Origin of the sequence: Comamonas sp. C11, assembly GCF_024496285.1 — a bacterium.
Classification (GTDB): domain Bacteria; phylum Pseudomonadota; class Gammaproteobacteria; order Burkholderiales; family Burkholderiaceae_C; genus Comamonas; species Comamonas testosteroni_F.
Genome location: NZ_CP101743.1, coordinates 2161772 through 2188144, shown reverse-complemented (window position 1 = coordinate 2188144; position 26373 = coordinate 2161772). Strand labels below are relative to the sequence as shown.

The 26373-nt window shown below is 60.8% G+C and carries 23 protein-coding genes and 1 pseudogene; 2 read left to right on the top strand and 22 right to left on the bottom strand.

Translation table 11 applies throughout. The features are described from left to right. Positions 1 to 1020: 1020 nt before the first annotated feature. The 3 genes from NOX35_RS10075 to NOX35_RS10065 all read right to left on the bottom strand — a co-directional run bounded on the left by NOX35_RS10075 (position 1021) and on the right by NOX35_RS10065 (position 2881). On the bottom strand, positions 1021 to 1353 hold the full coding sequence (locus NOX35_RS10075; protein WP_256496541.1) for a hypothetical protein: 333 nt from the start codon (positions 1351 to 1353) through the stop codon (positions 1021 to 1023). A gap of 30 nt (positions 1354 to 1383) precedes the next feature. Then, positions 1384 to 1818 (bottom strand): hypothetical protein, encoded by a 435-nt coding sequence (locus NOX35_RS10070; RefSeq protein ID WP_256496540.1) that lies wholly within the window; start codon positions 1816 to 1818, stop codon positions 1384 to 1386. Positions 1819 to 2197: 379 nt separating this feature from the next. Then, positions 2198 to 2881 (bottom strand): hypothetical protein, encoded by a 684-nt coding sequence (locus NOX35_RS10065; protein ID WP_256496539.1) that lies wholly within the window; start codon positions 2879 to 2881, stop codon positions 2198 to 2200. 528 nt (positions 2882 to 3409) lie between these two features. Between NOX35_RS10065 and NOX35_RS10060 the strand changes: the two genes are divergently transcribed. Further along, entirely contained in the window at positions 3410 to 4174 is a 765-nt protein-coding gene (locus NOX35_RS10060; protein ID WP_371878528.1) for a LuxR C-terminal-related transcriptional regulator, read from the top strand. 216 nt (positions 4175 to 4390) lie between these two features. Here NOX35_RS10060 and NOX35_RS10055 read toward each other — a convergent pair. After that, a pseudogene (locus NOX35_RS10055) lies at positions 4391 to 4525 on the bottom strand (IS3 family transposase); the annotation flags it as partial. Positions 4526 to 4644: 119 nt separating this feature from the next. Between NOX35_RS10055 and NOX35_RS10050 the strand changes: the two are divergent. Continuing rightward, positions 4645 to 5562, top strand: coding sequence for a hypothetical protein (locus tag NOX35_RS10050; RefSeq protein ID WP_256496538.1), 918 nt, complete (start codon positions 4645 to 4647; stop codon positions 5560 to 5562). Positions 5563 to 5893: 331 nt separating this feature from the next. On the opposite strand, the gene NOX35_RS10045 is transcribed toward NOX35_RS10050, so the two are convergent. The 18 genes from NOX35_RS10045 to NOX35_RS09960 all read right to left on the bottom strand — a co-directional run bounded on the left by NOX35_RS10045 (position 5894) and on the right by NOX35_RS09960 (position 26111). After that, on the bottom strand, positions 5894 to 6715 hold the full coding sequence (locus NOX35_RS10045) for a hypothetical protein (protein ID WP_256496537.1): 822 nt from the start codon (positions 6713 to 6715) through the stop codon (positions 5894 to 5896). A 3-nt stretch (positions 6716 to 6718) separates the two neighbouring features. Continuing rightward, positions 6719 to 7336, bottom strand: a complete 618-nt coding sequence (locus tag NOX35_RS10040) for a GCN5 family acetyltransferase (protein WP_012837629.1) — start codon at positions 7334 to 7336, stop codon at positions 6719 to 6721. Between the two features lie 70 nt (positions 7337 to 7406). Next, a complete protein-coding gene (locus tag NOX35_RS10035) occupies positions 7407 to 7694 on the bottom strand; it encodes a hypothetical protein (RefSeq protein ID WP_256496536.1) in 288 nt (95 codons plus the stop codon). Next, positions 7694 to 7999 carry a hypothetical protein gene (locus NOX35_RS10030; RefSeq protein ID WP_256496535.1) on the bottom strand — a complete coding sequence of 102 codons (306 nt, stop codon included), beginning with the start codon at positions 7997 to 7999 and terminating at the stop codon, positions 7694 to 7696. Before NOX35_RS10030 ends, NOX35_RS10035 begins: the two co-directional genes overlap by 1 nt. A gap of 55 nt (positions 8000 to 8054) precedes the next feature. Beyond that, positions 8055 to 8249 (bottom strand): hypothetical protein, encoded by a 195-nt coding sequence (locus tag NOX35_RS10025; protein WP_256496534.1) that lies wholly within the window; start codon positions 8247 to 8249, stop codon positions 8055 to 8057. A gap of 5 nt (positions 8250 to 8254) precedes the next feature. Beyond that, entirely contained in the window at positions 8255 to 14752 is a 6498-nt protein-coding gene (locus NOX35_RS10020; RefSeq protein ID WP_256496533.1) for a DUF1983 domain-containing protein, read from the bottom strand. Next, positions 14752 to 16431 carry a hypothetical protein gene (locus tag NOX35_RS10015; protein ID WP_256496532.1) on the bottom strand — a complete coding sequence of 560 codons (1680 nt, stop codon included), beginning with the start codon at positions 16429 to 16431 and terminating at the stop codon, positions 14752 to 14754. The genes NOX35_RS10020 and NOX35_RS10015 overlap by 1 nt, the downstream gene beginning before the upstream one ends. 9 nt (positions 16432 to 16440) lie before the next feature. Further along, positions 16441 to 17001: a hypothetical protein gene (locus tag NOX35_RS10010; RefSeq protein ID WP_256496531.1), complete on the bottom strand. Its 561-nt coding sequence runs from the start codon at positions 16999 to 17001 to the stop codon at positions 16441 to 16443. Continuing rightward, positions 17001 to 17732 (bottom strand): DUF6682 family protein, encoded by a 732-nt coding sequence (locus tag NOX35_RS10005; protein WP_256496530.1) that lies wholly within the window; start codon positions 17730 to 17732, stop codon positions 17001 to 17003. Before NOX35_RS10005 ends, NOX35_RS10010 begins: the two co-directional genes overlap by 1 nt. Positions 17733 to 17735: 3 nt before the next feature. After that, on the bottom strand, positions 17736 to 18389 hold the full coding sequence (locus NOX35_RS10000) for a hypothetical protein (protein ID WP_256496529.1): 654 nt from the start codon (positions 18387 to 18389) through the stop codon (positions 17736 to 17738). 85 nt (positions 18390 to 18474) lie between these two features. Beyond that, a complete protein-coding gene (locus tag NOX35_RS09995) occupies positions 18475 to 18924 on the bottom strand; it encodes a hypothetical protein (RefSeq protein ID WP_256496528.1) in 450 nt (149 codons plus the stop codon). A gap of 70 nt (positions 18925 to 18994) precedes the next feature. Further along, the gene (locus NOX35_RS09990) at positions 18995 to 20119 is read right to left on the bottom strand and encodes a N4-gp56 family major capsid protein (protein WP_256496527.1); all 1125 of its coding nucleotides are present in this window, start codon (positions 20117 to 20119) and stop codon (positions 18995 to 18997) included. A 143-nt stretch (positions 20120 to 20262) separates the two neighbouring features. Continuing rightward, positions 20263 to 20487: a hypothetical protein gene (locus NOX35_RS09985; RefSeq protein ID WP_256496526.1), complete on the bottom strand. Its 225-nt coding sequence runs from the start codon at positions 20485 to 20487 to the stop codon at positions 20263 to 20265. Beyond that, complete coding sequence (locus NOX35_RS09980; protein ID WP_256496525.1) at positions 20487 to 21452, bottom strand: gas vesicle protein GvpG; 966 nt, start codon at positions 21450 to 21452, stop codon at positions 20487 to 20489. The genes NOX35_RS09985 and NOX35_RS09980 overlap by 1 nt, the downstream gene beginning before the upstream one ends. A 10-nt stretch (positions 21453 to 21462) precedes the next feature. Then, complete coding sequence (locus tag NOX35_RS09975) at positions 21463 to 23712, bottom strand: portal protein (RefSeq protein ID WP_256496524.1); 2250 nt, start codon at positions 23710 to 23712, stop codon at positions 21463 to 21465. Beyond that, positions 23712 to 24194, bottom strand: a complete 483-nt coding sequence (locus NOX35_RS09970; protein WP_256496523.1) for a hypothetical protein — start codon at positions 24192 to 24194, stop codon at positions 23712 to 23714. The genes NOX35_RS09975 and NOX35_RS09970 overlap by 1 nt, the downstream gene beginning before the upstream one ends. Then, complete coding sequence (locus NOX35_RS09965; protein WP_256496522.1) at positions 24191 to 25639, bottom strand: terminase large subunit domain-containing protein; 1449 nt, start codon at positions 25637 to 25639, stop codon at positions 24191 to 24193. The genes NOX35_RS09970 and NOX35_RS09965 overlap by 4 nt, the downstream gene beginning before the upstream one ends. Continuing rightward, positions 25629 to 26111: a hypothetical protein gene (locus tag NOX35_RS09960; protein ID WP_371878542.1), complete on the bottom strand. Its 483-nt coding sequence runs from the start codon at positions 26109 to 26111 to the stop codon at positions 25629 to 25631. Before NOX35_RS09960 ends, NOX35_RS09965 begins: the two co-directional genes overlap by 11 nt. Positions 26112 to 26373 lie beyond the last annotated feature (262 nt).

Genomic DNA, 26373 nt, shown 5'->3' with positions numbered 1-26373 from the left:
AGCACGTAAGCATGCTAGCCCGACCAGTTACGCGAAATGGAGCCAATTTTGCAAAACTCACACCCTGAGACTCTCATCGGCATTTGCTCTGATTTCACCTTATCTATGCCTGTCCGATGAGCGAGACACCGATCTAGAAAGCTCAAGAGACACTCTAAAAGCAGGCATGAGAGCGAGAGCGTAAGAAGCCCGAAACGATGTAACCTCGGCCCGCCACCGCGAGCTTTTCTCAAGTTGCCATGAGCTCTCCTGCCGGCACCAAGCTGGGCTCAGGCTGGTCATTTTCGGTTGGTAGAGGCGGCTTGTGGCGGCTATTCGAGCTGGTAGAGAGGGCAAAGAAAAAGGGCTTAGATCGCTCTAAGCCCTTGATTTCTTTAGTTTTTTAGTGGTGGGTCCTGACGGTCTCGAACCGCCGACCTACTCCGTGTAAAGGTTTACACTTAATATAAAAATCAACAACTTACATACAAGACCAACCTTCCACACCAACTCCGAGCGCCTATTAGTGCAGTAAACAACAGTAGGCCGCCACAAGCCGCCAGAACGCCTAATTCCAGCTCAACCGCTGCCGAGCGCTTGCTGCAGCTTTTCGGGAGCATTCGGAGAACAGTTTTATGGCGATTCGCGAGTGTGAGCAAGTTGTGGAAAGGCTGCGCCAGCGGCGCGCTGCACGGGGGCATTTATTCAGGGCCATTTGCACGCACCTAGCGAGAGCATCTGGCAGGTAGGAACCCGGCCTATGCTGGGGCCGCGTCGAATACGCTTACCGGCGCAAACCGTAACAGCTCAGATGCTTCTTTCTGGGTCCCCGCCGGCCACTGATCAATGTCGTGCATCTCGATTGAGATCACGCTCCGCTTGTCATGCTGGTCAGCCAGCAGCCTGGGGACTGGCTTGTGCATACGACTCATCATGGGATGTGAGTCTGCAATCAACAAGGGCGGCACGAAGCCGCCCTTGTTAGGTGAGTTGCCGTCGGCACCAATGGGGTGCTGCCGTCCTGTTATGCCTTTGACCAGTCTATTCGCTTGTAGGCACGAAAAACAGGTACTCACCTGGCCCCATCTGCGGGGTAATCACATAGCCTTCGCATTGCCTGTCCTTGCATTTCACAGGTATGGCGCGGGGCCAGATAGTTGCTGCAGTAGGGTAACCAGGCAGGTACTGCGGCACATGCCATACCCCATAGTCACCGACTGGCTCTGCTTGCTGCGAGCCTGCTGCACCTTGCTCGCCACTTCCGAAGATCTGGCGTTGAATGCTCAACGGCTCATTGGTGGCCCTGGAATCGGGTGCAGCCAAAGACGAAGCGCAACATAGTGCAATCGCTAAAAGAACTAGAGTCTTGCCCATAGCGGCCTCCTCGAATAGGAATCACGCCCACTAATTGTCGTACAGCTGTGCTGTACGTGGGTCATCCATCACAGAGGTGATAGCCGTGGGGCGAGTGATTTCCGGTGCATAACTCGACTGAGCCTCTGAGGGAGCAGCAGGAGTTGGGCTGCCCTGTGCCGAAGCATCCGGCCCGTAGTTTTTCCGACGCTCATCTGCGGTCATGGATTGCGGGCATTTCGAACCCGTGATCTCCAGTGCCACGCGAGCGGCAGGATCCATGCAGTCCATAGCCAGCGAGGCTGCCTTCATGCCCTTGTTCCAGAGCTCACGGCTCATTTTCAGGCGTTTGCAATGCTCGTCCGTCCAGGTTGTGCCGAAGCTCACGCCAAAGCCAGGGCCGTTGGCACTGCCGCTGCTGCTACCCATGCAGGTGTCGTTGCTGGTCGTGAGGTTGGGGCCGTTCACGCTGGGAACGTTCTTCATGGTGTAAGTGCCTGTGTACTCCACAATGTTCTTGGACGTCCCGGATACCGTGTTGTTCAGGTTCTGAGTGGTCGTTCCGCTAGTTGTTATTTTTTGATCGGACGTTGAAGTGGATCTGCTGTCCATCGTGGCTACAGAGCGGCTTTCGGCCGGAGCAGCAACCGGATTGACAATGGTGACCGACTGATTCTGTTGCGCCCCCACAGAAGAGGAGCTAGAGGAGCTTTGCGCGCTGCTGTCGGCACTTTGCGCATAACTGCACAAAGGAACGCAAAGACTTAACAGAGCTATTGAGAATTTCATGCTTGGCTCCTACGTTGCCCGAGCCCGGCCAGGCAGCCAGGCCCGGGACAAACACAACTATCTTGGGACAGCTGCCTTAGTTGGCATTGGCAGTAGAGCCTGCACCAGCAGTACCGGAGGTGCCGCCACCGTTGGAGAAGTAGCCAGCGTTACCCCAGGAGCCGGCATTCTGATGGACGGTACCCACCGAAGTTGCGCCCGATCCGGTGTTGGTCCATGCGCCGCCAGGTCCAGAGATAGCTGCCGAAGTTGCGCCATAACCGGAAGTGGTGCCTGCATTGCTGTTCACATAGGACAGTCCGCCACCAGGGCCAGCGCCAGTGGCAACTTGGTTGGCTGTGTGCGAAGTGGCCGCACCAGCTGCGCCGCCGCTGACTGGGCCTGCACTATAGCCAGCCAGGGCCGCAGAACCTGCGTTGGCGTTGGTCGCAGCACCGCCACCTGCAACAGCGTTGCCCGAAGTTGCAGAAAGGCTCTTCACGTTACCGTAGGTAGTTGCGCCACCACTGACCGCAGCAGCACCAGCACCGTAAGGGCCTACAGCAATGCCGCCACCAGCAGCATTGGCGTTGGAGGTTGCACCAGAGGTTGCACTATTCATGCTCAGCGCAGCACCGTTGCCCGAGCTGGCTGCACCCGACACCGTAGCTGAAGATGCGCTCGACGTCGTGTTTGTTGCAGCGATGCTAGAGCCACTAACGGCAGCAGATGCAACACCAGCCAATGCAATAACCGCCATGGCAATCAGAGACTTTTTCATAATCGTTCCTTTGAATAGCGAGTTCTCAGACAAGTGAAAGAGAGTGTGTGTGAGCAAAAGACCAATTGCAGATCTGCAAGAGGCTCCTGTTAACCGTCATCAAGTCTTGGAGTGCTTATTTACTTTCCAAAACAGGCTTTCGGTAGAGGCAGTTTCAGAAAATGAATGAGAAACAGTAATACCCTATTTGTAAATATTTTCTTCAAGAAAAATATCTACTACAAAACTTATCGCATCCTTGAATTTTGTACATGTCACGCTATTTAATATATAGCATCTAGGGAAAAATTCTTACAGCGTCAAAATAAGTAATCTATATTTCTTTTTGTTTTTTATATCGATTATTTCAAGAACAAAGGGTTTTCATCTATTTCTGTTCATTTGCATAAGCTAATACCAAATATTGGAGTTTTAATTTGTAAAAAATAAAACCAAAATATTCTTTATTTGTTTTTTGTAGATTTTCAATAAGGTAGATTTTATTTTCCCGGGACTGCCAACCAATCCATCTACCTGCAGGGGTGCAACATGTATCTATCCGACGCATCTATGAGCTCGCGATCTGACGTCGGCAGAACGGAAGGCGCATCTATTGCCTTCGGTGGTATGTGGCCATCTGACATGAAAGGTCAGCAGAACCAACCTGTGCGAGTCTTTCTGGCCGATGAAGACAGACACATCAGGAACGTGATCGCGCAGGAGCTCATGCGTGACCCGCGCACTCTTCTGGTAGGGCAGGCTTCCAGCTACAAAGAAGCTCGCAAGAACGTCTTTTCACAAGAGTTCGATGTGCTTCTCATCGACCTAGCTATTGGTGAAGGCCAAGGAGTTGAGCTGCTGGAGTCAATCCAACTAAAAAGGCCTGAAGTGCAATGCATTGCAATTTCCGCAAGTGAAAACGACGATGCGGCTATGGATGCTCTTAAGCGAGGCGCTGTTGGATATCTGGTTAAGCACTCATGGTTTGGAAGCTATTTGCAGGCTGTGCTGGAAGTAGCCAATGGTGGGGCTGCGATATCTCCCCGAGTGGCGAAGAAAATCATTCCAAAAATATTCAATGCAGCTATGCATGGGGAAAACATCTTCACTCACAGAAAATTCGAGTCGCTGACTGAAAGAGAAATAGATATATTGAATTTGATAGCTCAAGGAAAAAGCACTCAAGAGATTGCGTCCTACTTGGAAATCAGCCCATTGACTGTGGCAACACATGTAAAAAACATTTATGGAAAAATGCAGGTCAAAACCAGAGCACAAGCTGTCAGATATGCGATGCTGACAGGTATCATCTGAACTCTCATTTTTGTTTGGATTTTAACTTTGAGTTAAATAAAATTTCTCTTACAGATATTCTTTGATCAAATACTATTGATAAAGTAATTTATTCGTAAGGTTGCAGACGATTTTTACCTGACTGATTTCAATTGTGCAGCCTCTGCTTGGTAATTTTCAAAAGCCTTCTCAACCAGGTTATGGGCAAAGCTTTAGATGTGAATCGCCCCGGCTTGACTAGACACTCTTGAGCCGTTGGAAATAGCGCTGTTCAAAATCGATGGGCCATAGCCCCGCTGCAGACGAATGACGGCGCTGCGAGTTGTAGAACATTTCGATGTAGTTAAAGATATCCGCTCGCGCGTCGCTGCGTCAGTTCAACATCGTCAACGCTTTTGCCAAGCCCGATGAGATGTGGGGCGTCCCGATTGAGGTCGACTCCAACACCACGGGCGTGATGATTGCGGTCGATGGGACGGAAATGCCTTTGATTGAAGGCTACTGATAGGCTGGCGGGCATCCGCTGCTCCTCTGCTACATTCCTTTACATGGGAGGAATGGGAGAAATGAGAGCTGTTCGGACTATTGCAATCGGTACAGTGGTTGCAACTTTGATGCTTACAACCATGGCAACACAGGCAGAAGTGCTCATGGGAATTAACTACCACGCCACGCTCGGCGACATCAAGAGACTGTACCCAAACGCAACATACGAGAAGCTAAAGCCTGCTTGGCTGACCGAAGAGGATGCATTCATCAAGATCTCAGGAGTAGGGTTGGGCGGCACTCTTCGTGTAGCTTTTACAGATCTGAGGCCTGCCGCGAAGAGATTGCTTGCGAAAGAAAAAGATAGCAGCGCCTACAAGAAAATCGCGGCCCAGAAAGACGATGACGCACTCACTGTTGAGTGGGTCAGGCTAACTTATACGGCGCCCGTCACGCTTGACACTTTCAAGAAACGATACGGATCTCCTGGCAAGTGCGAGCACGACGAATCGTTCGCATTTGAATGTGAGTGGCCAAATAGGGCATTGACCGCAAGCATGTCCGCTGATGGAAAAATCATTGGCTCGGTGGCCACTGGCTTCACACTCAGCGAGAAACAAATGGGATACACCTTGAAGGGGGAGAAGATTCCGCCTTGGCTGAGTCCAGCCCGGAACAATCTCAGTGAAGAAGATCTGATGAAGAAGGAGTACGACACAGCTCTTGAAAGCGCAATACACGACCTAGAGCGTGCAGGCATTGACCTAAACGGCCCGATCAACGATCAATTTGACAAATCAATCCGATTTTTTGCGCAGGAAGCAATTAAGCAAGGTTTAGTCGACAAGGTCGGCGATATTGCGGCATCGCGCAGTGCATTACAAAATGCAAAAGCACAGATGCTGCAGCAGTATGGGAAGTGAAGCCTAGCGCTTTGCTAGAGGCTTGCCGCAGTCCTTGTTGCTCTCCCAAGGCCCCCCTCTGCTACATTCCTTCACATAGGAGGAATAAGAGAGATGAGACCTTGTCCGATTGCCGCATTCGGTATTGCGTGCATTGTGCTGTCGGGGTGCGCCACAGGACCTCAAGTCATCAGCAGCAGCCCGCGCACTATCGTCGTCCGTGGTGGAAGTGCCTTGGTTCAGGAGGCTCAGGACCTTGCTGAGAATGAATGCAAGAAGCACAAGCTACATGCACGCCTATCAGGAAAGCCGACAGTCAATCAGTTTGTATTCGATTGCATTGAGTGAGCGACTAAAACAGACTGCCAGTCGCTGAAATCTTTGCGGCGCCCAGCTTTCCTGCAGCACTTCCAAACGCTCCCCAGATGCCATCGCTAGCTTGACTGGCTGCAATCTTGTTCTGATTGATCTGGCTATAGGTGTTCGCAGCCCCAGCCAGCCCTGCCTGGGCGCCTGCGAATCCCGAATTCAAAACCCCCTGCCCGCTTGTGGCAGCACTGAGCCCAGCCCCTGCGCTACCTACTGCATTTGAGCCCAGTTGAGAAGCAATGGAGGCACTTGTGCCCTGAGCACTTGCAATATTGCGCCCCAGGTTTGCCGCGTCCATGCGCCTGGCATAGCCCTGCTGCTCCACAGTCTTCATGGCGGCATTTGCCGCGCCGGCCTTGGCTTTGGCCGCGCCAATGTCCAAAGCTCCGGCCATGGCCATCACCTTGCCGCTGGCGGGGTTCACCCCCGAGCGCTCCATGGCACGCATCGTGGCGCCGCGTTGGGCCGCGATACTGGTTTCCACATCGGCGCTTGCGGCTGCAGCCTCGGCCGCGCGGCGCTCCGGAGTGTCATAGGCCTGGGCATCCGCTACCAGCTTCTGCTCGAGCGGGCGGTAGGTGCTGGTGTAGTCCTCATAGCCCGCCTGGGCCACCTTGTTCTGCAGGTTCTGGGCTTCCAGCTGCGAGCGAGATACCTGGTCGGCAATCGCCGTGGCCGTGGCGCGTTCATCGGCTGTCTCGCCGTAGATCTGCTTCGCCCATTCCAGTTGCTCCTTGGACAGCTGCGCCTGCATCAGCGCGGCCGCGTTTTGCCCGCTGGTGTCTACTTTGGTGCTCTTTCCCATTGCTCAGTCCTTTCCGGCGCGCTGCGCCCGCTCCTGGCCGCAGCCAATTCGTTTCGAGAATCCCGTGTGGGTGATCTGTCCGCCCACAAACCGCGCCAGGCGGCCGGCATTGTTGGCCTCGCGCGAATGGCAGCTCATCTGCACGCGCCCCAGCTGAGCCAGCACCCGCTCGGCATAGCGCCACAGGTGCACTACCACCATTCCGCCGCGCGCGCCCTGCTCCATGAACAGCATGTCGTCACAGGCCACCGGTTCGCCCGTATTCAGGTCCTGATACAGGTTCAGCCACACGCTGCCCAACAGCAGGCCATCGCGGCGCACAGTCAGAATCAGCAGCTGTCCGGAGCGCTCAATCTGGCGTAGCTCATCCCACTGCACATGGGCCGGCACGCCATGGGGCAAGGTTTCCTCGAGGAACCGCAGGCGCTGGGCGGCCAGCTCGCCGGCGGCCGGATCCGGCCCCAGCTGCTCGGCCTGGAACACCAGGTCGCCGCGCCGCTCCACAGCCACCGCGCCCACGGACAGATCCGGTAGGCACTCGGCCACCACCTCGCGCGCCACATCAACGGTCAAGGGCAGTCCGATACGCTTGGCCAGGGCCACAGCAAGCAATCCACGCATTGGTTCTCCAGCGCCAGCAAATCCGGCAGGGCACATGAAACGACGGCCCTGCCCAAGATTCAAGGGGGTATCAGGAGACTGCCAAGAACACCGCTATGCATGCACCCATAGGCACAACAGCATCCAGCAAGCTCCCCATACTCCAGGCCCGCGGATCGAACCCACCCCACCAGGGCATGCCCGTGCGGTGCCCGCCCGCAAATGCCCGAATCCATCGGTATTCGGCCTGGGTGTGCTCGCGCGCCAGCCACCAGCTACAGGCCAGCGCGCCACCCAACCACCAGTTGCCCAGCACCAGGCCGACCAGTGCCTGGGCCAGCATGGCGATCAGCGCGTGAATCAGCGGCGTCCAGTCCATCAGGCGCTCGCAGTCACAGGCACAGAGCCGTAGAGGTCGGTCCCTTCGACCGTGGGCGTCAGCTCATACAACCACTGCACCACATCACCACCGGGCGGCACCAGGGGCACATCGATCACGCGGCTGGTCAGAGGGCGCTTGCCCGCTTGAAACGCCGACTGGCTCACATAGCCCTGCAGCACGGCTTGGCTGCCGGGCGAGTTGAGCGTGCGGATCGTGTACTGGGCAATCACAAAGTGCGTGATAGGCGCGCCCGAGTCGTCGTCGAACAGGGAAGCGTGGATGCCGATAATGTTTTCAGTCATGTTGTTCATCCTTCGGAATAAATAGAGACAAGCGTTTTGAGGGAGCGTGGATGGTTCAGCTGACTGGTGCGTCCACCTCCGTTTTCAGAACGGGCACGCCATCTACGATCAGGTGAGTGGCGTCTGTGACATCGAGGCCAACAGGCACACAGACCACGCCAGGCGGCGTGATCTCTGCGACGATGGATTCAGGGCATTCCAGCATTTGGAAGATGGCGGTTTCGCCAGAACGGTGCATTGCGTAGCGCATGTGAATTACCTCTTGGAAACGATTACTGAAATGGAACGGGCAATTACCGATGACACAGGTGCCGTGTTGTTGCCGGCCACATAGAGGCGCACACGACGAGTTAGCCCGTTACCCGAGAACGTGAAGCCGAAAGACTTCATGCCGCCTTCGCTCAACGAAAACTCGAATTGCGTGCCACCATCCACCTGTATTCGCAAAACCCCTCTGGTGCCGGCCCTCACCTCTGCGTGAAAACTGACGATGTACGTCGCACTCCAATCAGCAGCTGGTGCCGTCACGCCGAGAATTTCTCCATCGATAGGCGAGACTTGATCCGCGGCCGTAACCCCTACTGCAACCGTCGCGATGTTGTAGTCAAGGTTCTCCATGGAAATGACACGCTGCGCAGTCAACGTGCCGCTGAAAGTGCCAGATGCACCGGACAGATTCCCGAAGAAGGTGGCATTTCCATTCTGGACATTGAATCCAGGCATGAAAATGTTTCCGTTGGCCTGAATCTCGACATACCTGCCGTTGTTGGCGTTACCCAGCAAGATGCCGTTAGGCCCGATGTGAAAGCCACTCTGCCCCGCCGGCGGCCACAGGTAGCCCGAGTAGCCGCCCGAGTTCAATCCATTGCCATTGATGGTGATGCCGCCAATGGTTCCTGCGCTCGAGTAGATGGTCCCGCGCACGGTCACACCTGAGAACTCGGCTTGACCGTTGGAGTTGATGCTCCAGCCCGTCGAACCCGTCACGTAGTTCGAGGAGTTGATCCAAGATCCCACAGACAGATTGCCGCCCGTGAGCTTGGTCACGCTGATGCTGGTGGCTTGGATCGTGTCCGCCACCAGGTTGCCAAAGCGGGCCCAGAGCGCCGTCACGTTGTTGATATAGGCCGCATCCATATAGACGCCGGCCGGCACCGAAACCCCGTTGACCGTCTGCGACGTGGTCTGCACCACAAACGGCTTGACGTTACTCACGCCTGCAGGCGATCCGCTGGGGGCCGCGATCCAGAAGGAATTGGCCAGCACTCCAAAATCAATCTGCGGGCCCGCCGTGTCGCTGGTCGTGCCCGAGATGCCGAAGCCGCCCACCACCTGCTGGCCGCCCTGGGACAGTTGCATGCGCACGGAGTACTGCGCACCCAGATAGCCGTCGGTTGTCGCGCGGGCCGTGGCCTCGGTGGCGATGGCGGCCGAGGCCTGCTCTGCAGCGGTCACATCCTCCAGGGTGATGTAGTCCAGCTCGCAAAACCCCACCTGACCGTTGTAGTTCCCCAGGAACATCAGCGACAGCAGCGCCGTCTTGTTCGCCATGGTTCGCGGCGAGGCTTTGGTGCCGGCCCCAGTGGATGAGCCAGCCGCACGCCCCTGGAAGTAATACTCCACGGTCTGCCAAGCTCCCAGCGCAGGGGCCGCATTGGATACGGCATAGTGCGCTGAGCTAAGGTTAGAGAGCTCTGCGTTGTTCGTGTTCACATACAACGTATTGGCAGCGTTACGGGCAGCAATACCCAAGTAGACGGTGCCTGAGCCGACCGTGCGCCGATAACGTGCAGTCAGCTTGTAGAGCTTGGCGTCGTCAAAGGGGATCGTGGGCAAGTGGCGCAGCCATTTCAAGCCGCTGGCCGTTGCATGGCCTACAGTCAGAACCGCTCCACCACGGGCGTCAGCCGCCGCAGCCGTCACAAATGTGGCTGCTGCGTTACCGGCGTCAGCGGTCCATTCCGACTCACCGCCCATCGGATTCAAGGCCTGCAGACCAGCAGCTGCAGACCCCACAGCCGCCTGCACCTGATCAAGGCGAGAGGATTCGCTGGTCACGCGCCCGTCGATGTTCGTCACCCTCGTGTCCACTGCCGTCAGCGCTGCGGCCGTAGCCAGCTGGCCGGTACCGGTTGGCATGCGGCTTTCCAGCGCTGTAGCGCGGGATGCCAGCGCCGCATCGGCATTCGCGCTGGCTGCTGCCAAGGTATTCACCGCAGCATTCACGGCACTCAGGCCGGCCACGCCGTTATCGCGCCAGGCTGTGACCGTGGCTCCCAACTCCATCTGGGCGCGGTCCCATTCCACGTAGCCGGCGCTGATTGAGGCTGTCCCCAAAACGCGCAGAATCATGTGCATTGCTGCAGTGCCTGCCGGGAGAACTGGCGAAACCAGCGTGATGCGCGTGCCTCCCTCTCCCGGTGTCACCAGGACGCTGGTGTAGGTTGCCAAGCTGGCACTTGTTGTCTGATCGGCCCGTGGCTGCAGATAAATTCGCACCCCCAACCCTGCAGAGGCCCGCACAAAGACGGAAAGTGCAACACGCTGCCCCTCGACAACACCCGGCTTCAGATTGGCATTGGGATAGATGTCCGCATACAAGGCCGTAGCTAACCCAGTGCAGTCCAGACGCTGCGCCTTGCCAGTCGGCTCCAACCATGAAGTGACGAGGGAAGGATTAGCGGTCACACCTGTCGCACGGCCGATGAAATATCCGGATGCCATGCCTGCAGGACTGCCCTCCAGCTCAAAGCTGGGGTTGTGCAGCAGGTTCTGCCCGCCCGCCTCCGACACACTGACCTGCAGCGAGTCAATGCGCGAGGTCTCGCTGGTCAACCGCCCGTCAATGCCAGTGACCTTGCTGTCCAATGCGGTCAGGGCCGAGCTGCTGGCCTTGCTGCCGAGGCCCGTGGTTGGGCTCTCCACGGTGTTCTTGAGCGCCGCCAAAGAACTGCCCTGGCTGGTGATGGTGTCGCCTTGCTGGGTGACCGTGGACTGCAGCGAGGACACAGCAGAGGCGTCGGCCTTGCCTTGCACCGCTTGCCCCAGCTCGGCAACACTTGGCTGCCATGCTTTGGGCGGCACCACCGTGCCTTGGTACAAGCAGGCCCAATGCACCGTTGCCGCGCCACTCGTCACCGTGCTGGGGTAGTAGTAGAAATCGACCGACGTGCCCGGCGCAGTCGCATGGTTGAAGCCAAAGGTATAGGTTGCGATGACCTTGTTTCCATTGCGCACAAGGTTTGTCGTAATCCCTTGCTGACCATTGACCCAAGCCCCCACAGAGGATGTTGTGTCACCACTTGCAGGCGTGTGCGTGATGCATGCGACCAGCGTGTAATACTCGCCGCGAGTCAGCGCCTCCGCTGGTATGTAGCTGCCGATCTTGTACGCTCCAGCAGCTCGCACCAGCTCCACATTCGATGCCTTGAGCAGGTTGTCGCCAGCGCCTTGAAGCGCATCGAGCGAATTCGATAGCGAGGTGATACTACTGCCCTGGCTGGTCAGCGTGCCGTTGATATTGGTCACGCTCGTTTGCAGGCCGCTGATCGCTGTGGCCTGCGAAGCGTTGACGCCCTCGGCCGCCGTTACACGATTGGTCAGCGTCGTGAGAGCACCGGAGGTGGAGGTAATGTTACCCTCGGCTGTGGTCACACGCGATGAGAGCGCCGTGGTGGCGTCCGCATTCGCGGCATCAGCAGTCGCATCTTCCACCGTGATCGACTGCACGCGCAGCTGCAAACCGCTTGCCAGCGCTGTATTCATGCGCAGCCCGAAGCGCAGGAGAACGGCAGTTGCACCCCAGGCGACAGCGCCCGCCGCATTCGCGGCCTTGTCCGAGAACAGGGCCGTGATCTCCGCGATCTGCCCAGCGGCGGAGATGGTTACAGGGTTGCTGAAGGCATCGCCGCCAGCTGTATAGGTGGCGGTATTTCCGCAAGCAACGATGTTCATTCCAACCGGGAACGACGGCGCCGCCACGATCTTGAAGCGAGCCCGCACACGATAGACGCGGCCTGGAACGGCTTGCACGAGGCCCTTGGTCTGCACGCCTGCTCCAAGTGAGGTCCAGTTGTTGAACTGAGCGCACACGCCGAAGTCGGCGTCGTCGGTCACGATGGAGCCAGGCAAGGTGTTCACCGCGGTTGGATCGCCTTGACGCGAGGCAGTCCAGTTGCCAAGGCCGGCGCTGAAATCGCTGGGCAGCACCGGGCCATTGGTGATCGAATTCTGCAGCGCCGTGATGGCCGTGCCCTGACTGGTCAGGGTGTTGCCCTGCGTAGTCACCTTTGAATCCAGCGCCGACAGTGCCGAAGCATCCGCCTTGGTGTTCGCAGTTGCCTGGGCTGCCGCAGCAGCGGCTGCAGCGTCCGTGGCCACCTTATCCGTCACAGCCCCCCAGGCACTACCCGTCCAGCGCTTCGGCGTGTTGGCACCGCCTGTGGTGTCGATCCACAGGTTTTGCGTCTGCCGGTCAGCTACAGCCGGGGCCGTGGTGCTGTAAATCACCTTGCCCTTGCCACCGGCCAGATCACTGGCAGCCTGCGCTGCCGCTTGGGCTGCATTGGCTGTGCCGGTGGTGGTGGTCAGCGTGTTGCTCAGGCTGGTGACCTGGCCAGAGGTAGAGGTGATATTCCCTTCTGCGGCAGTGACGCGCGAAGTCAGGCCCGACAAGGCCGAGCTAGTGGCCGCATCGCGCGCCTGGCTGTTGTCACTCCACCCTGTAACCGTGGCACCCAACTCCACCTGGGCACGGTCCCATTCCACCCATCCCGCACTTGCCGTGGCCGAGCCCAGTACCCGCAAAAGGATGACCAGTGCAGTAGTGCCGGCCGGCAGAGCCGAGGACAGCACAGTAATGCGTGCACCACTCTCCCCCGGCGTCACTACCGGGCCGTTATAGGTTGCCAGCAAAGCAGTGGCGGTCTGACTGGCGCGGGCCTGGATATGCAGGCGCACAGTAAGGCCTGCGCTTGCGCGCACATAGGCTGAAAGCGCAACACGCTGCCCCTCGACTGCGGCCGGCCGGAAGTTGCTGTCTGTAAAGATGTCGGAAAACAGCGTGGTCGTCAGCCCCGTGCAATCCAGTCGCTGGGCGCGCCCAGCAGGATCTATCCACGATGGGACAAGGCTAGGATTGGCGGTAACTCCAGACGACCGGACATTGGCAAACCCGGCTGCGATACCCGCGACGCTACCCTCCACGTCGAAACTCGGGTTGTAGAGTAGGTTCTGGCCACCAGCCTCTGCCAGGCTGTTTTGCAGGCTGGTGATCTGGCCGCTCTGGTTGGTTAGCGATCCCTCGGCAGCGGTTACTCGGGTGTCGAGCGCCGTCACTGCTGACGCAGTGGCAAGCGATCCTGTACCGGCAGGCAAACGCGCCTCGATGGCGGTGGTGCGCGAAGCCGCTGCAGCATCGGCAGCAGCGCGGGCGGCCGCCTCATCGGTCACGCTCGCCTCGCTGGCCACCTTTCCGGTACCAGTGGGCATGCGCACCTTGACTGCATCAATGGCCGAAGCATTAGCACTGTCACCAGACACTCGCGCCTGGCGCTCGCTCCAGACCAGGCCAGATGTGACCTGGGCCACATCGCTGCCGGTGTAGTTGCCGCGCAGCTGGGCGGCCAGAGTGGTGCGCGCCGTTGCTTCGGCAGTCAGGCCCTGCTCGGTCTGGGTGATGCGGTTGGCGTGGTCGGCCAGCTGCGCCGCATGCGCTGCTACGGCTTCGCCCAGGCTGGCATAGTCGCCCACCAGATCCCAGTAGGTGGCGTTCGTGGGCAGGTTGCCCACGGTGTTGACCTTGGCGCGGTAGAGCTTGTTCTGGTACTTGACCAGCTGCCCCGCCTCATAGGCCTGGGCTGGGTCGAAGTCGCTTGCGCCGATGATGTCCGAGACCTGGGCATTCACGGCATCAATACGGGCTTGCAGGTCGTTGGCCGCAGCCTGCAAATCTGCAGCCATAGCTGCCACATCCTGGCCGCGCGCTGCCGCCTCGGAGGCCACGGCTTGCGCGCGGGTTGCGGCCTCAGCGGCAATCGCCTGCGCACGAGCGCTGGACTCGGCAACCAATGCCTGGGCGCGCGCCTGGGCTTCGGCCAGCACGCGGGCATTGACGCTGCCGGAGCCCGTGCCGCTGATCAGGTCAATCTCCCGAGACAATGTGGCGTAGAGCTGGCTCTGGGTGATCTTGCCGTTGAGCACATCTAGCAATTGGCTCACATCTTGTCCAGTGCTTACTTCGAGGCCATTGATACCTCCAGCAGGGTCAACAGAAAGAACGCCATCTGCGCTGAGCCACTTGATCCACAGACGCCAAGTTGTCCCAGGGTTGCTTGCATAGCTTGCAACAGCTCCAGCAAACCGCATCAGCTCAACAGCCTTGTCGAAAGTCGGCAATGGACTAGATGGACTCTGGATAACGCCGTAAACAACTGTCATTCCATGCCCATGACCTTGCGGATAAATGGGAGGGTCGTGCTCAATGACCAGATTGGAGATAGCTCCGTGAGCCACAAACCCGGTGGGGGTTGGTGGAGGCGTCAGATCCGGCTCTGTCTCGCCGCCTCCAGGCACACCGGGCACCAGGCCACCACCCGCTCCGGGCTTGGCGATCCCGGAATCAATCAAGTCCTTGGCCGTCAGTGCCCGGCCATTGCCGCCGCGCCCCATCAGCACGCGCAGCTCCTCGGTAACGCGCTGGCTCCAGTTCGGCGCGTTGGTACCCGGTAAATCCTTGCGGGGAGTCGTTGCCATTAGCGCAGCTCCTCCACGGCCTGGGCCAGGGCCACGCCCTGCACCGCCTGCTGGCCCGACAGATCAATCTGCCAGGCGCGCGCAGGAATGGGCGGCAGCCGAAACGCTTCTGGCCCGAGCGCAGACAAGGTGAACTGCACTCCGCTGCTATTGCCGGAATTCACCGCCACACAGCGCGGGCCAAAGGTCGCGATATGCGCCGCCACCTCGCGCGCGCTCAGCTCCAGGGCATTGAGCTTGACCGTCACCGGGTAGCCGTCTGCCACCACCTTGCACCAGCCAAAGCTCGCCGGCGCCGGCATGGCAAACACCTTGGACACAAAGCGCGCACTCATCAGCGCCGCGCCCGCATCCCATTTGCGCACCTTGGTGCCATCCAGCACATACAGCGCATCCTGAAGCCGGTCCAGGTACAGCGCGTCATAGCCTTTTTCCAGATAGAAGATGCCCGTGGGATTGATTGGATCCACCAGAAAGCCGCGCCGCACGCCGCCGGCGTCGGTGTAGAAGCCCAGAAACAGGCCTTCATACAGACCCGCCACCATGCCGGCTGGCTTCATCGCCTGCCAGTCATCGCGCGTCAGCAGCCCATTAGTGACCAGCTTGGCCCCGCCAGCGCCGTAGTAAGCCAGGCCGTCGGGGGCCGGCCAGGCAACGCCATGACCGAAGCTCACCACCGCCTGCGGTGCCAGGCAGGCCTGGCCCACCTCCAGCGGCTGCTCGTCCAGGCTATCGGGCGAAGTCCCAGCCACCAGAACCGGATCGGCCGTAGTCAGCACCAGCAGCCGCTGCCCGAAGGTGGCCAGCGCCAGCGGCTTGGCATCCGGCGGCAAAGTCTCATAGGCCATGGGCCAGGCATAGGGCTTGTAGGCCTCGCAATAGCGCACCGCATTGCCGCTAATGCCTGCCATCATCCCGTTCCACATGGCTGTCAGGTACGACAGATCCTGGGGCGGCTCCAGCCACTCCACCGTCTCCAGCACCTCGCCCAGCGTGCGCCCGTCGTCGGTGGTGCTCGTCGTACCTGCAGCAATCTCGCGCAGAAAGAAGAATTCAGCGGTCCCGGTCGTTCCCGTCTGAGTCCGGTAGATCCGCACGCGATTGATGACAAACGCACCAGAAGGTGGCCCAAGAATGGCCGAGATAGTGACTGTCGCGTCCGTGGGCGCGGTCAGTGCAGCCGACACCGGTCCGGGCGCGCTCTCCTCCCCCTTGTCCGTCACATAGGTGTAGACGTAGTAGCGCACCTCGGTTTCCGGGCTGGCGCCGCCAGAGGTAGACAACAGAGGCGCAGCCAAGGGCGCGGGCACGCCCAGCTTGCGCCAGGCTGCTGGATAGGTGCCACCAGCCAGCGCAATCGTGTTGTCCGTCCATTTCGGGAAGCCATCACCGGTGTAATAGGTGCGCTCCGTCGTGTCATCGGCCACCATGGCGCGCACGGCATGCACAATGCCCGTCCAGGACATCCAGTAGCGACCATCCTCGGCCACATCGCGGCCAAAGCGGTAAATGGTCTTGCGGCCCGATGGCACCGTCGCCACATCCAGCGGATCGCGCCAGGGCCGAAAGTCGCCGCGCCCCGGCTTCTGGTTCCACGAAACCGTGCCCACCGTCTCCGGTAGCAGCTTGGGGTGCGGCGCATTCACGGCGCCAGAGAAACCAGAAACCGTAACCTTCATCACCACCCCTCAGAAATACGGGCGCACGCGCGGGCGCACCGCAGCCCGACCACGCCACACCTCGACATTGATGGTTTCGCAGCGCGCATTGAAGTCACCACGCAAGACGGGATCACCGCGCAGGCGCGCCACGGCGCCGAGAGCAATCACTTCGCTGTATTGATCAAACACCGCGTCGTCGATGCCCATGGACATATCGCCCGGTTTGAGCGTCACCTCCAGCACCAGGCCCAGATCAGCGGCTACAGGGCGGTGCAACACCACCTTTCGCGCATCCGGTGTCATCAGGTACTGGCCGTCGCCCAGGCCCGGTCGCCACAGCGCCAGGGATCCATGCCCCGACAGCTCTGCAGCTTCCACCCGCACCAGAGCGCTCTGCCCGGGCAGCGGGATGGCGTATTCAGACTGACCGTCCACCGTGATGATCGGCTCCAGCGTCATGCGCCAGGCGCGCGTGCGATGGCAGAAGTCCTGGGCCGCGCGGCGCAACTGGTGCACCACGGTCGGCTCAGGCGTGCCCAGCTCGACTGCCGGCAGCACGTCGGGGAAGAAGTCCGCCCAATCGCGCATCAGCGGCTCGCAACGTCCGTTGTCGCAGCGGCAGTGGCCGCGCTGCTGCCCTGGCGGAAGTTGGGATTGGAGACAGACACCGGTGCGATGGCCATGGTGGTCTTGAGCTCGATGCCCAGCGCGGTGGCAAATGCCGCGTAGTGGGCCTGGGCGCGCGCGCCGTTGCCCGCATAGTCCGCATCCTTGAGATACACGCGGTACAGCATGTAATCCAGCAGCGCGTTGGCGTAGATGTCAGCCACCGAGATATTGCCCACCACGGCGGTGTAGTCGCTGCCTGCCGCAGGCTCGCTGATGTCCGTAGGGGTAGCCGAGTAGTTGATTTCCACCTTGGCGGTGACATTGGCCGGCGGGTAGACCCAGAACGCCTTGGGTTCGCGCGGGTCGTACATGTAATGCACGATCTCGTCCGAGCCTGTGATGTTGTGCCAGTTGGGCATCTGGGCGTCCAGAATCTCACGGCTGCAGATGCGAATCGCGCGCTTGCTGGTTGTCGTCGCGTTGCGCTGCACGTCGATCAGCTTGGCACCGTCGTTGGGCAGCGCCTGCTTGGTACCGGCCACGCAGGTGATGGTCGCGCTCTTATTGAAGGCATCGGGGCGGTGCAGCATGATTTCACGCTGTCCGTCGTTGAGGTAACGAACCCACTCGCCCACAGGCCAGCGGATCGAGGTGGTGTCCTGCGTGGTGACCACGCCGCGCTGAACTACGTCTTTGGCTGCAATAGGCATTGATTACTCCTTGGAGCCAGCGCGCAGGGCGTCCGCCAGCAGGTCGCGCAGCTCGCCCACCTTCACGCTGTTGCCCTTGGGCAGGTTGATTTCGTTGGACTCGGCGAACGCGCGGATCTGAGCCGCTGTCCATTCGCTGATGTCGATGGTTTCGCCCGCTTCGTTGGCAAACACATAGGGCGACTCGCTGGCGCTCTCATCCGTACTGGTGCTTTGACCCTCGCCGGATGCCTGCTGCAGAGGCTTGTCGGCATCCTCGCCAGCCTTGGCACCATCGCCAGTGCCTGAATCGGCAGAGACAGAGGTGGACTCAGCGGCAGAGGCAGCGGCGGCAGCTGCTTGGTTCAGCTCGTGCACCTGGCGCTTCAGGGCTTCAATCTGGCTGGTTTGGTCGGCCACCACCTTCTGCAGCTCCTCGGCGTCTGTGGGCGCGCTGGAGCCAAGGCTGGCCGTCAGCTGCTGGGCGACAGTGCCGCCCTGCTCGACAGGCTCATACAGGCGATAGGCCTCGGTGATGGACAGCAGTCGCGCGGCGGCTTTTTCATGCTGCACCTCGGCCACCACGTCCTTCTTGTCGTTGGGCTTGAACTGAATGGATTGGCCGTAGAGCTCCACGATCGTGGGATCTGTGCGGCGGTATGCGTGGATGGCGGTCATGTGGCACTCCTTGCCGGTTCAATAAAGAAAGGGCCGCGCGCACGGCGCAGCCCCTTTACACACTCATTGCCTGGGGCTGCGCGGCTCAATAACGCATGCGGACCAGTGCCAGCACTTGTTTGCCGGCGGTGGCAGAAGTCGCGGCCGCTGTGGTCACCTTCAGGCCCAGCTTGCGCACGGTGTCGCGGTTAGCGAATGCCAGCGCAGCCGAGTTGGCTGTGGCAACGGAGCCCGCCGCGCCCACGCCGAGCTTGAGGCCCGTGTCGTAGACCGTAGCCAGGTCAGTGCCGGCTGCATTGATCACGCCCAGCGAGAAAGCCAGCGTGGGGGCCGCGTTGCTGTCCAGCTGGGGCGCCACCACGTCCACTGCCACCAATTGCACGTTGGGGGGAATGTCGAGCAGCTCCAGCAGATCGTTGGCCACGAGAGCCGCGGCAGGCAGAGTCAGGTCGACTGCCACCGTCAGCACGCTGGCGTCGAAGGGTTGCGGCACAGCCTTCTTGCCGGTCGCAACATCGGATTGATATTTAGGCATTTGAAGCTCCTATGTCTGATGAGGGAAAGGGCTGGTGAAGCCACGGCCCACGGCGCGGGCCGCGGGCTCATCAGGCATTGGGGTCGGTGTTGGCGGTATCCAGAGCCATCACGCCAAAGTCGCGTTGGACGTTGCCATCCTTGGACTTGTAGGTGGCCTTCTTCACGCCCATGATTGCGTGGGTACCGATGGCAACGCTGTTGCCGTGATCCTTGGAAACCTCGGTCCAGCGGAAGCGCGTGCCGGTTTCGTTGTCGCCGTAAGCGATCAGCGCGGCCTGAGCGCCCAGGAACAGCGCGCGCGCGGCGTTCACATTGCCGCCGGCGCCGTAGTCGTTGAAGCGGATCACGTTGCGGTGCTTGTGCAGCACCACATCGTTGTACATGCCCAGCGTGCCCTGGAAAATGGGGTTCTTGTTGCCCTCGGCCGCAGCGGCTGCCTTCTGGATGTCCAGCCAGCCGCCGGTGCCCGCGTCCTGGCGCATCGCGTCGGCCTGGTAGGTGTGCATCAGGCAGATGTAGTGACTGCCGCCCTCGATGGAGACGGGAATCATCGACAGCTCGTCGGTACCGTCACCGCCCATGGTTTCGGCCTTGGCCACGGCCTTATCGATCAGGCGCAGCTTGAAGGTGTCGCCAGCAGTCAGCGAGGCCTTGGACGTGGCCGCGCCGCCGAACAGGATGTGCTGGCTGTCGGGTGCCGTCAGGGGATTGACCTGGAAGAAGGGATTGCTGGCAGACCAGACAAAGCCCGTGCCATGGCCGCGCGAGCCCGACAGGTAGATGAAATACAGCTCGTCCTGCAGGCGCTTCCACCAGTCAGTGCCGGCGCGCTTGGCATCGCTGCGCAGGTCGCGAAGGGTGCGCTTCTTGGTCATGCGCGAGCCCAGATCCGCGCCGCCGCGCACCTGGTCAATGCGCAGACGGTCAGTGTAGTACTTGAGCGGCGCTTCCTTGCCTTCCAGGGTTTCATCGCCAATGATGGGTTCCTGGTTGATGGGCATGAGCAGGTCAACGGTCACTTCGTCACCGGCGCCTTGCTGAAGGTCATCGATTCGCTGGATGGGCAGACGCGAATCCTTGCCATTGCCCACGAATTTGCGGGACCAATAGCTTTCCTTGTTGATGGCCACGGCCATCAGAGAGGCCCACTTCTTGACGGCTTGCGGGTCGTTGACGCCGATCAATGTACGCATAACGCAACTCCTGCCCTTGCGAGCACTGAGCGCGTCTTGCGCTTGAACCGGGCAACGGCCCCCGGCGGCAATCTGCTGCATGAAGATGGCGCCAGCAAAGGCGCCGCAGCTAGGAAAAAAGAATAATCCTGAATTCCAGGAAATCAAGTACCCATGGGGGCGTAGCGCCGCGACTGCAGGGTCTTGTGACCCCGGGGCTCGTCGCCCCGTGCGTGCGTGGGCTTGTCCACCACCACGTCGTCCTCTAGATGCAGGCTCAACTCAGCGCGTTGGCCCGTGCGTTGGCGCAGCGTCACCACCACGCGGCCGCCGTCGAAAGACAGGCTCTCGCCTGCCTTGATCTGTCGTATGAGTCTGCGTCCGGACATCAGGCCCCCAGGTAGCGTTCTTGTTGATCGGGCGTCATGCGGGCCAGGGCTTTTTCCAGCGCCGTGCCCTCCAGGCCATCCAGGTGCGCGAACTCGTTACCCACTGAAGCGTCTGCTGCAGCAGGAACCCCGGCCAGCGTGGGCGGCAGTGCCGAACGGTCGGCAGCTGCAGGCTTGCGCGCGGATGGTGCGGCTGGTGCGGCAGCTGCAGGTGCTGCAGCGGGAGCCGCGCCCGAGGCCTTGCCAAAGCGGCGCAGCATCAGTGCCTGGGCTTCGGCCAGCGCGTCGCGCGAAGCGGCCATATTGCCCATCGCATCAGTCAGGCCGCGGTCAATCGCATCCTGCGCAAACAGGCGGATAGCACGGTCAAACTGCGCGCCGGCCTCCCCTTCCAGATCGATGCCGGCTGCCTTCAGTTCCTTCCGTGCTGCGCCCAGGTGCTGGCCATACTCTTGCATCATGGCGTCCTGCTGCATCTGGTTGCGCGCCATGTCCACGGCTGCCGCGCGCGCCAGGTCGTCCAGCTTGTCCTGCACGCGGGACTCGACCTCTTGATAGGCCTCCTGGTCAATCTCGCCATCCAGCAGCTGCTGCAGCGCGGTGGCCTTTTCGGCGCGCAGGGCCGTGCGCTGCTCGTCAGCGTCAGCAGGAGACACGGGCTGAATCGTTGCGGGGGTCGCTGCATCAGCGTCATCGTCAGCCGCGCCTGCTTCGCCGGCGTCAGGGGCCGCGCCGGCAGCCGCGTCATCGGCACCAGTCGCAGCACCTTCTGCTGGTTTGTTAGCTGCTGCCGCTGCCGCGCTCTCGTCATCATCATCATGATCAGCAGCAGCAGTGGCCGCGCCGGCTTCACCAGACTCGCCCGCAGTGGCCTGCAGATCCTGGTCGTCTTCTGCCAGGTCGCGCAGTGCTTCGCGCTCTGCTTCGCTCAGTCCGGCCAGGTCTTCTTCGCTAAACATGGACATAGTGGCTCCTTTACTCGGTGGGTACCGGTTGGGTCATTGGTTGGGGTTGGGGCTGCGCCATGGGTGTGGCGTCAGCGGTCGCAGGGGGATTGATGCCGTCATCAACCAGGCCGGCTGCAGCGGTGATTTCGTCGGCAGCGGGTGCGAGGCCGGGCTGTGCGGTCACGATCTGGGCGCCTTCCAGCGCAGCCAGCATGGTCTGTACCTTCTTCAGGATGTCGTCCACGCCCAGTTTCTTGATCTGGGCTTCCGCCAGCTGGATTTCGGTCTGCATCTTGGCCAGCTGGGTGCGCGCCGTTTCGCTGGCCATCTGCTCTGCTTCTGCCTGCTTGGCCTGGGCATCCTGGTCGGCCTTCATCTCTTCGGGGGTGGGCGGCTTGCTGGGGTCGCGCTGGCCGTTGATCTTGCGAATGCGCGCCACCCACTCCTCCTTGCCCTGGATGTCCGCAGACTCCACCACCAGATCCAGCACCGACAGCACCACCTGGGGCGCATAGGTGGCGATCTGACCCAGCAGGCCAAACATCTGCTCCAGCGCGGCCTGGGCCATTGAGGATCGATAGTCCTGGGCATCCACGATGAAATCCGCTTCGCGCGCCGTGATGTCGTTGAGGATCTGGCCGGTTGCAGGATCCACCTGGTTGATCGTGAGCCATTCAATGGGGCGCTGACCCTCGCCCACGATGCGGATCACCTTTTCCTCGGTATAAAACTGCTCGATGTGGCTCAGGCGCAGCTGGCCGGCTTGGCGGATGGCCAGCAGCAGGTTGTCGAAGAACTCGCTGGTGGTCAGCGAGCCCTGGTCCTGCTTGGCCAGAATGGCGCGCCCGCTGTTCGCATTGGTATCGCGCCCCAGGTTCTCATCGGTCACGCCGCCGGCATTGCGAATCAGCTGCGCATCCTGGGCGGCCAAGGCCACATTGGCCTGGAAGTCGCCCATGTTGTTGTCGAACTTCAGTTCCCTCTGGGGGTTCTTGATGATGATGCCGTCGGGGCGCGCCGCCTCATCCCTCAAATCATCCCAGTCGTCCACTGCACCCTTTTCCGCAATGATGCGGTTCACGCTCAGGGCATACAGCGCCTTGGAGCGGCGCTTGTTCAGGTCGTCCTGAATGTCGCGCATGCCGCGCCAGGCGCCATAGGCCAGCCCGTCGCGCGCACGGCGATAGCCCCAGATGGGCACCATCAGAAAGCGGTTGTGCTTGAAGGGGCTCGCCATATCCAGGCAGGGCGCATCCTTGGTGCACAGCATCAGGCGCATGCGGAACTTCACGGCCTCATACAGGCGGGCGCGGCCCTGAGCCTGCTCGAAGGCGTGGCGCGAATCTGCCGGGTTGAACACCTTGCCCGCGAATGGACCGTCCGCAAACACCGGCACCCGCTCAGGGATGCGGTACCAGCACTCCAGCAACTCCACCGACCGGCGGCTGCTATTGTCGTAGTAGCCCGCACGGGACATATAGGCCGCGCGCGCCCCGTAGATGTTGCTGGCCGTGCCCCATTCCGTCTCGCTGGCGCTGGTCAGACGCTCGCCCAGGTACCAGATCCCGTCCGGATCCACGTCGTCGTGGCGGCCAGCCTGAGACATCAGGTGATCGCGACTGCCCGGCAGTTGGGCCACGGCCCAGTCCAGGTCCACCACGCGGCGGCGAAACAGATAGCGCGCGTCCACGTTGTAGTCGATGTTGCGGCTATGGCTGTCGCGGTAGACGTTGCGCCAGTCCTCCCAGCCCGAATAGATCAGCTCGGCCTCGGGGTCGCGGTTGGCCCCCTCCTCCAGCCAGCTCAGGCCGGCAGTCACGGCCTGTCGGAAAGCCCGGCTGCGGTGCCACTGGGTCATGTTCACGTCGTCCGTGTACTTGATCAGCTTGGTCTTGACCTCGGCCATGGCCTCGTCGTCGCGCTCGCGCGGCAGCACCTTGTAGTCCTTGCGCATGCGCTTTTCGGTACCGCAGATCCATTCAATGGTCTGCCGTCCCTCATTGAAGACCACTGGCGCCTGGCCGCGCTCCATCAGTGCCTGGGCATCTTCGGGCTTCCACTGCAGATGATCCTGGTAGTCCTCATCGATCTGCATCTGCTGGCGCTCTTCACCCTGGCGCTCGCTCTCGTACTTCAGCAGCTCCATCAGCGTGCGGTGTCGCTGCCTGGTCAGTTCGTCATTGCCAGCTGCCGCGCGCTCGGCGGGCTGCTCTTGATCGGCGTTGCTCGAGGAGTCTGCTGCTCGAGCACTGGAGGGAATGTCGCGCACTTCAAACATCACAGCACCTCGCTATGCAGGTCCTTGCCATAGGCCCGGGCGGTGACTTCGATGCCCAGGCGGTGACGCTTGACCTCCAGGCTGGGTGGCTGCTCCAGTGGCATATCCACCAGATCCGGCATTCCCTCGCAGATGATGTCCAGCATGCGGCGGATGCTGCTGCGGTCCGTCATCGTGAAGCCCATGGTTTCCGCCGCGAGCGCTGCGGTCTTGATGAACTGCGGCGTGGGGTTGCCCTTGGCATCCACATAGGCATAGGCATTGCGCTGGGGAATCACATAGGAGCCAGTCTCCATGCGTCGGAAGGCCGGAAACAGCACCATGCAGGGCTCAGGGTCCCCGTCCGCTGTCTCATCGCCTGCGGCGCGCAGGTCCAGCCACTGAAAGCTGCAGACCACATCGCCAAGAACGCGCTGGCGCCAGGCGCGCTCGCCGCCCAGCTCGACCATGGGAGTGCCGCGTGGGCCGAGAATTGAGGTCATGTCACCCTCCAGGACAGTTTGCGCCGCGCTTGGCCGGCGGCACGGGGTTTGACGGTGGCCAGACCTAGCCCCGTCACAATGAGATAGCGCGTCGCGTCCATAGCGTGGTCGTCCTTCTTGACGATCTGCCCTTTGTCGTCGCGCCGGTAAATGCGGTATTCGTTGAGCCAGTCGTGCATGGACTTGAAGACCTTCAAGCGGCCCGTGCTCATGCGCTCCCAGACTTGGTAAATGCCGGCTTCCACGCCGTTATTGGCCGTAACCAGCTGCAGGCCCAGATCCACATAGTTCTGCAGCAACTGCTCGCCATCCTTCTGGCTGCGGCCGCGCGATGCCGGATCGATAGCGCCCGGTATCCAATCGCCGCGCGCCTTGATCGATGCCGCATGCACAGATGGCTCGGCCTGGCCGCGATAGTGGTTGCTGTAGAGGTAAACAATGTCCGAGTCGCGGTCGTGCGCGCCCCAGACGGCAGCCGTGCGGTTCCAGCCCACGTCCATGCCATAGGCCCGGGGCCAGAAGTCGGGGATCTGGAAGTCCGGCACCACGATGTCGCTCTCGGGTACCGGGTAGATCGCGCCCGCGCCCAGAGCTGGCACGCCCTTGATCCGCGCATCGCGCTGGTGCGGCATCAGGCGCGACAGCAGCTTGGCCTTGGCCTCTTCGGTCAGGTGGGGCACATCGTCCCAGCCACACTGCACCACCGCGCGGCCGATCACCTTGCCCTCGGGGTCGGGCGATGTCAGCTGCTGCACCAAAGCCGTCAGGCCCGACAGTGGCGTGAACGTCAGCATGGAGATACCCTCGCGCGTCATCAGACGCACCTGACCCTCCTCGTAAACATCCTCGGGGCATTCCTCGTCGGCCCAGAAGATGTCCAGCTCGAAGCCCTGGAAAATTTCGCGCCCCTGCACATAGCTGCGCATCCACAGCTCCGACTCGCCACCGCTCTCGTGGCGGATCATCGCGCGCTCGACGGCTCCCTTCACATGGGTGCGCGACACGATGCCCGTGATCGCATCGCCAGGAATCAGGCCGGTACCGAAGTTCTCCGGCTTGTCGGTGGTGGAGCCCAGCAGCTTGAGCTGCAGAATGTCGCGCGTTGTCTCGTGCGTATCGCCGGAGATCAGCGCGCGCACGGGCTTGGTGAAGCGGTGGCCAGCCCACCACCAGGGATAGCGCCCCGTCAGGTGATAAGCCAGCTCGGTACCGGCGGCCATGGTCTTGCCCACACGGTTGCCGGCCATAAACACCCGCTCGCTGCAGGTCGCGCCCAGCTCGAAGAACTGCACATGACGCGGATATAGCGCACGGCGCAATGCCCCCGTGTCCGGAAACATGGTTTCGAGCATGCGAGTGCGCCGGCGGCGCTCGAGCTCATCCAGCAGACCGCCCAGCTCGATGCGCTGCTCTGGGGTGAGGTGCAGAACGGAGTCAGCCAGCATCGCCGCCCTCCGTTGGTCCCACCGGCACGATGCTGGCTACAGAGACACCCAGCTTTGCCAGGCGCTGCAGCAGCACGTCATCGCTCATCACCTTGTGGTCGACAGTCCCCTCGACCTGCACCTTGTCGCCATAGACGCGGGGCTTGAGCTTGGCGGCAATCCACTTGCGTGCATCCACGCGCAGCTTGTTGCGGGCCACGGCGGTCTTGTCAAAGGCCACAGCAATCGTTTGGCCCGTGCTCATGTCCGTGATCGGTGCGTATTCGCACTCGTCCGAAATCGCCACTATTTCGTCGGCCAGCTTGTCCGATCGATCCTCGCGTGCGCGTGCGTACATCTCGGCACGTGAGCTGTCGGCGTTGATCCAGTCCAGCATCGTCGTGTAGGCAAACTCGTGCTGGCGGCAGAAATCGGCCATGTGGCCGCCTTCCAGAACAAATGCCAGGAACTGATCAAGCGCGCCAACACCCAACGACCATTTCTGAAATGGTGTCAGGGGCTTGGCTGCTTTTTTGGGGGATGTTGTCTTGGCGGCCGCATGCGGCTTCTTGCTGGAAGCCGGGGCCTTGAATGAGGCAGTACGGGCGCGTGTTGAGACAGGCTTCGTGGCCGTCTTGGCGTTTTGATCAGGTGACGCGCGCTTCTTGCTCAAGTCCTGTCGTTTGCATGCCCTCTATTGGGCGCGGGCAATGAAACAACAAGTCGCGGAAGATTTCAAGAGGGGGCATCAAGAA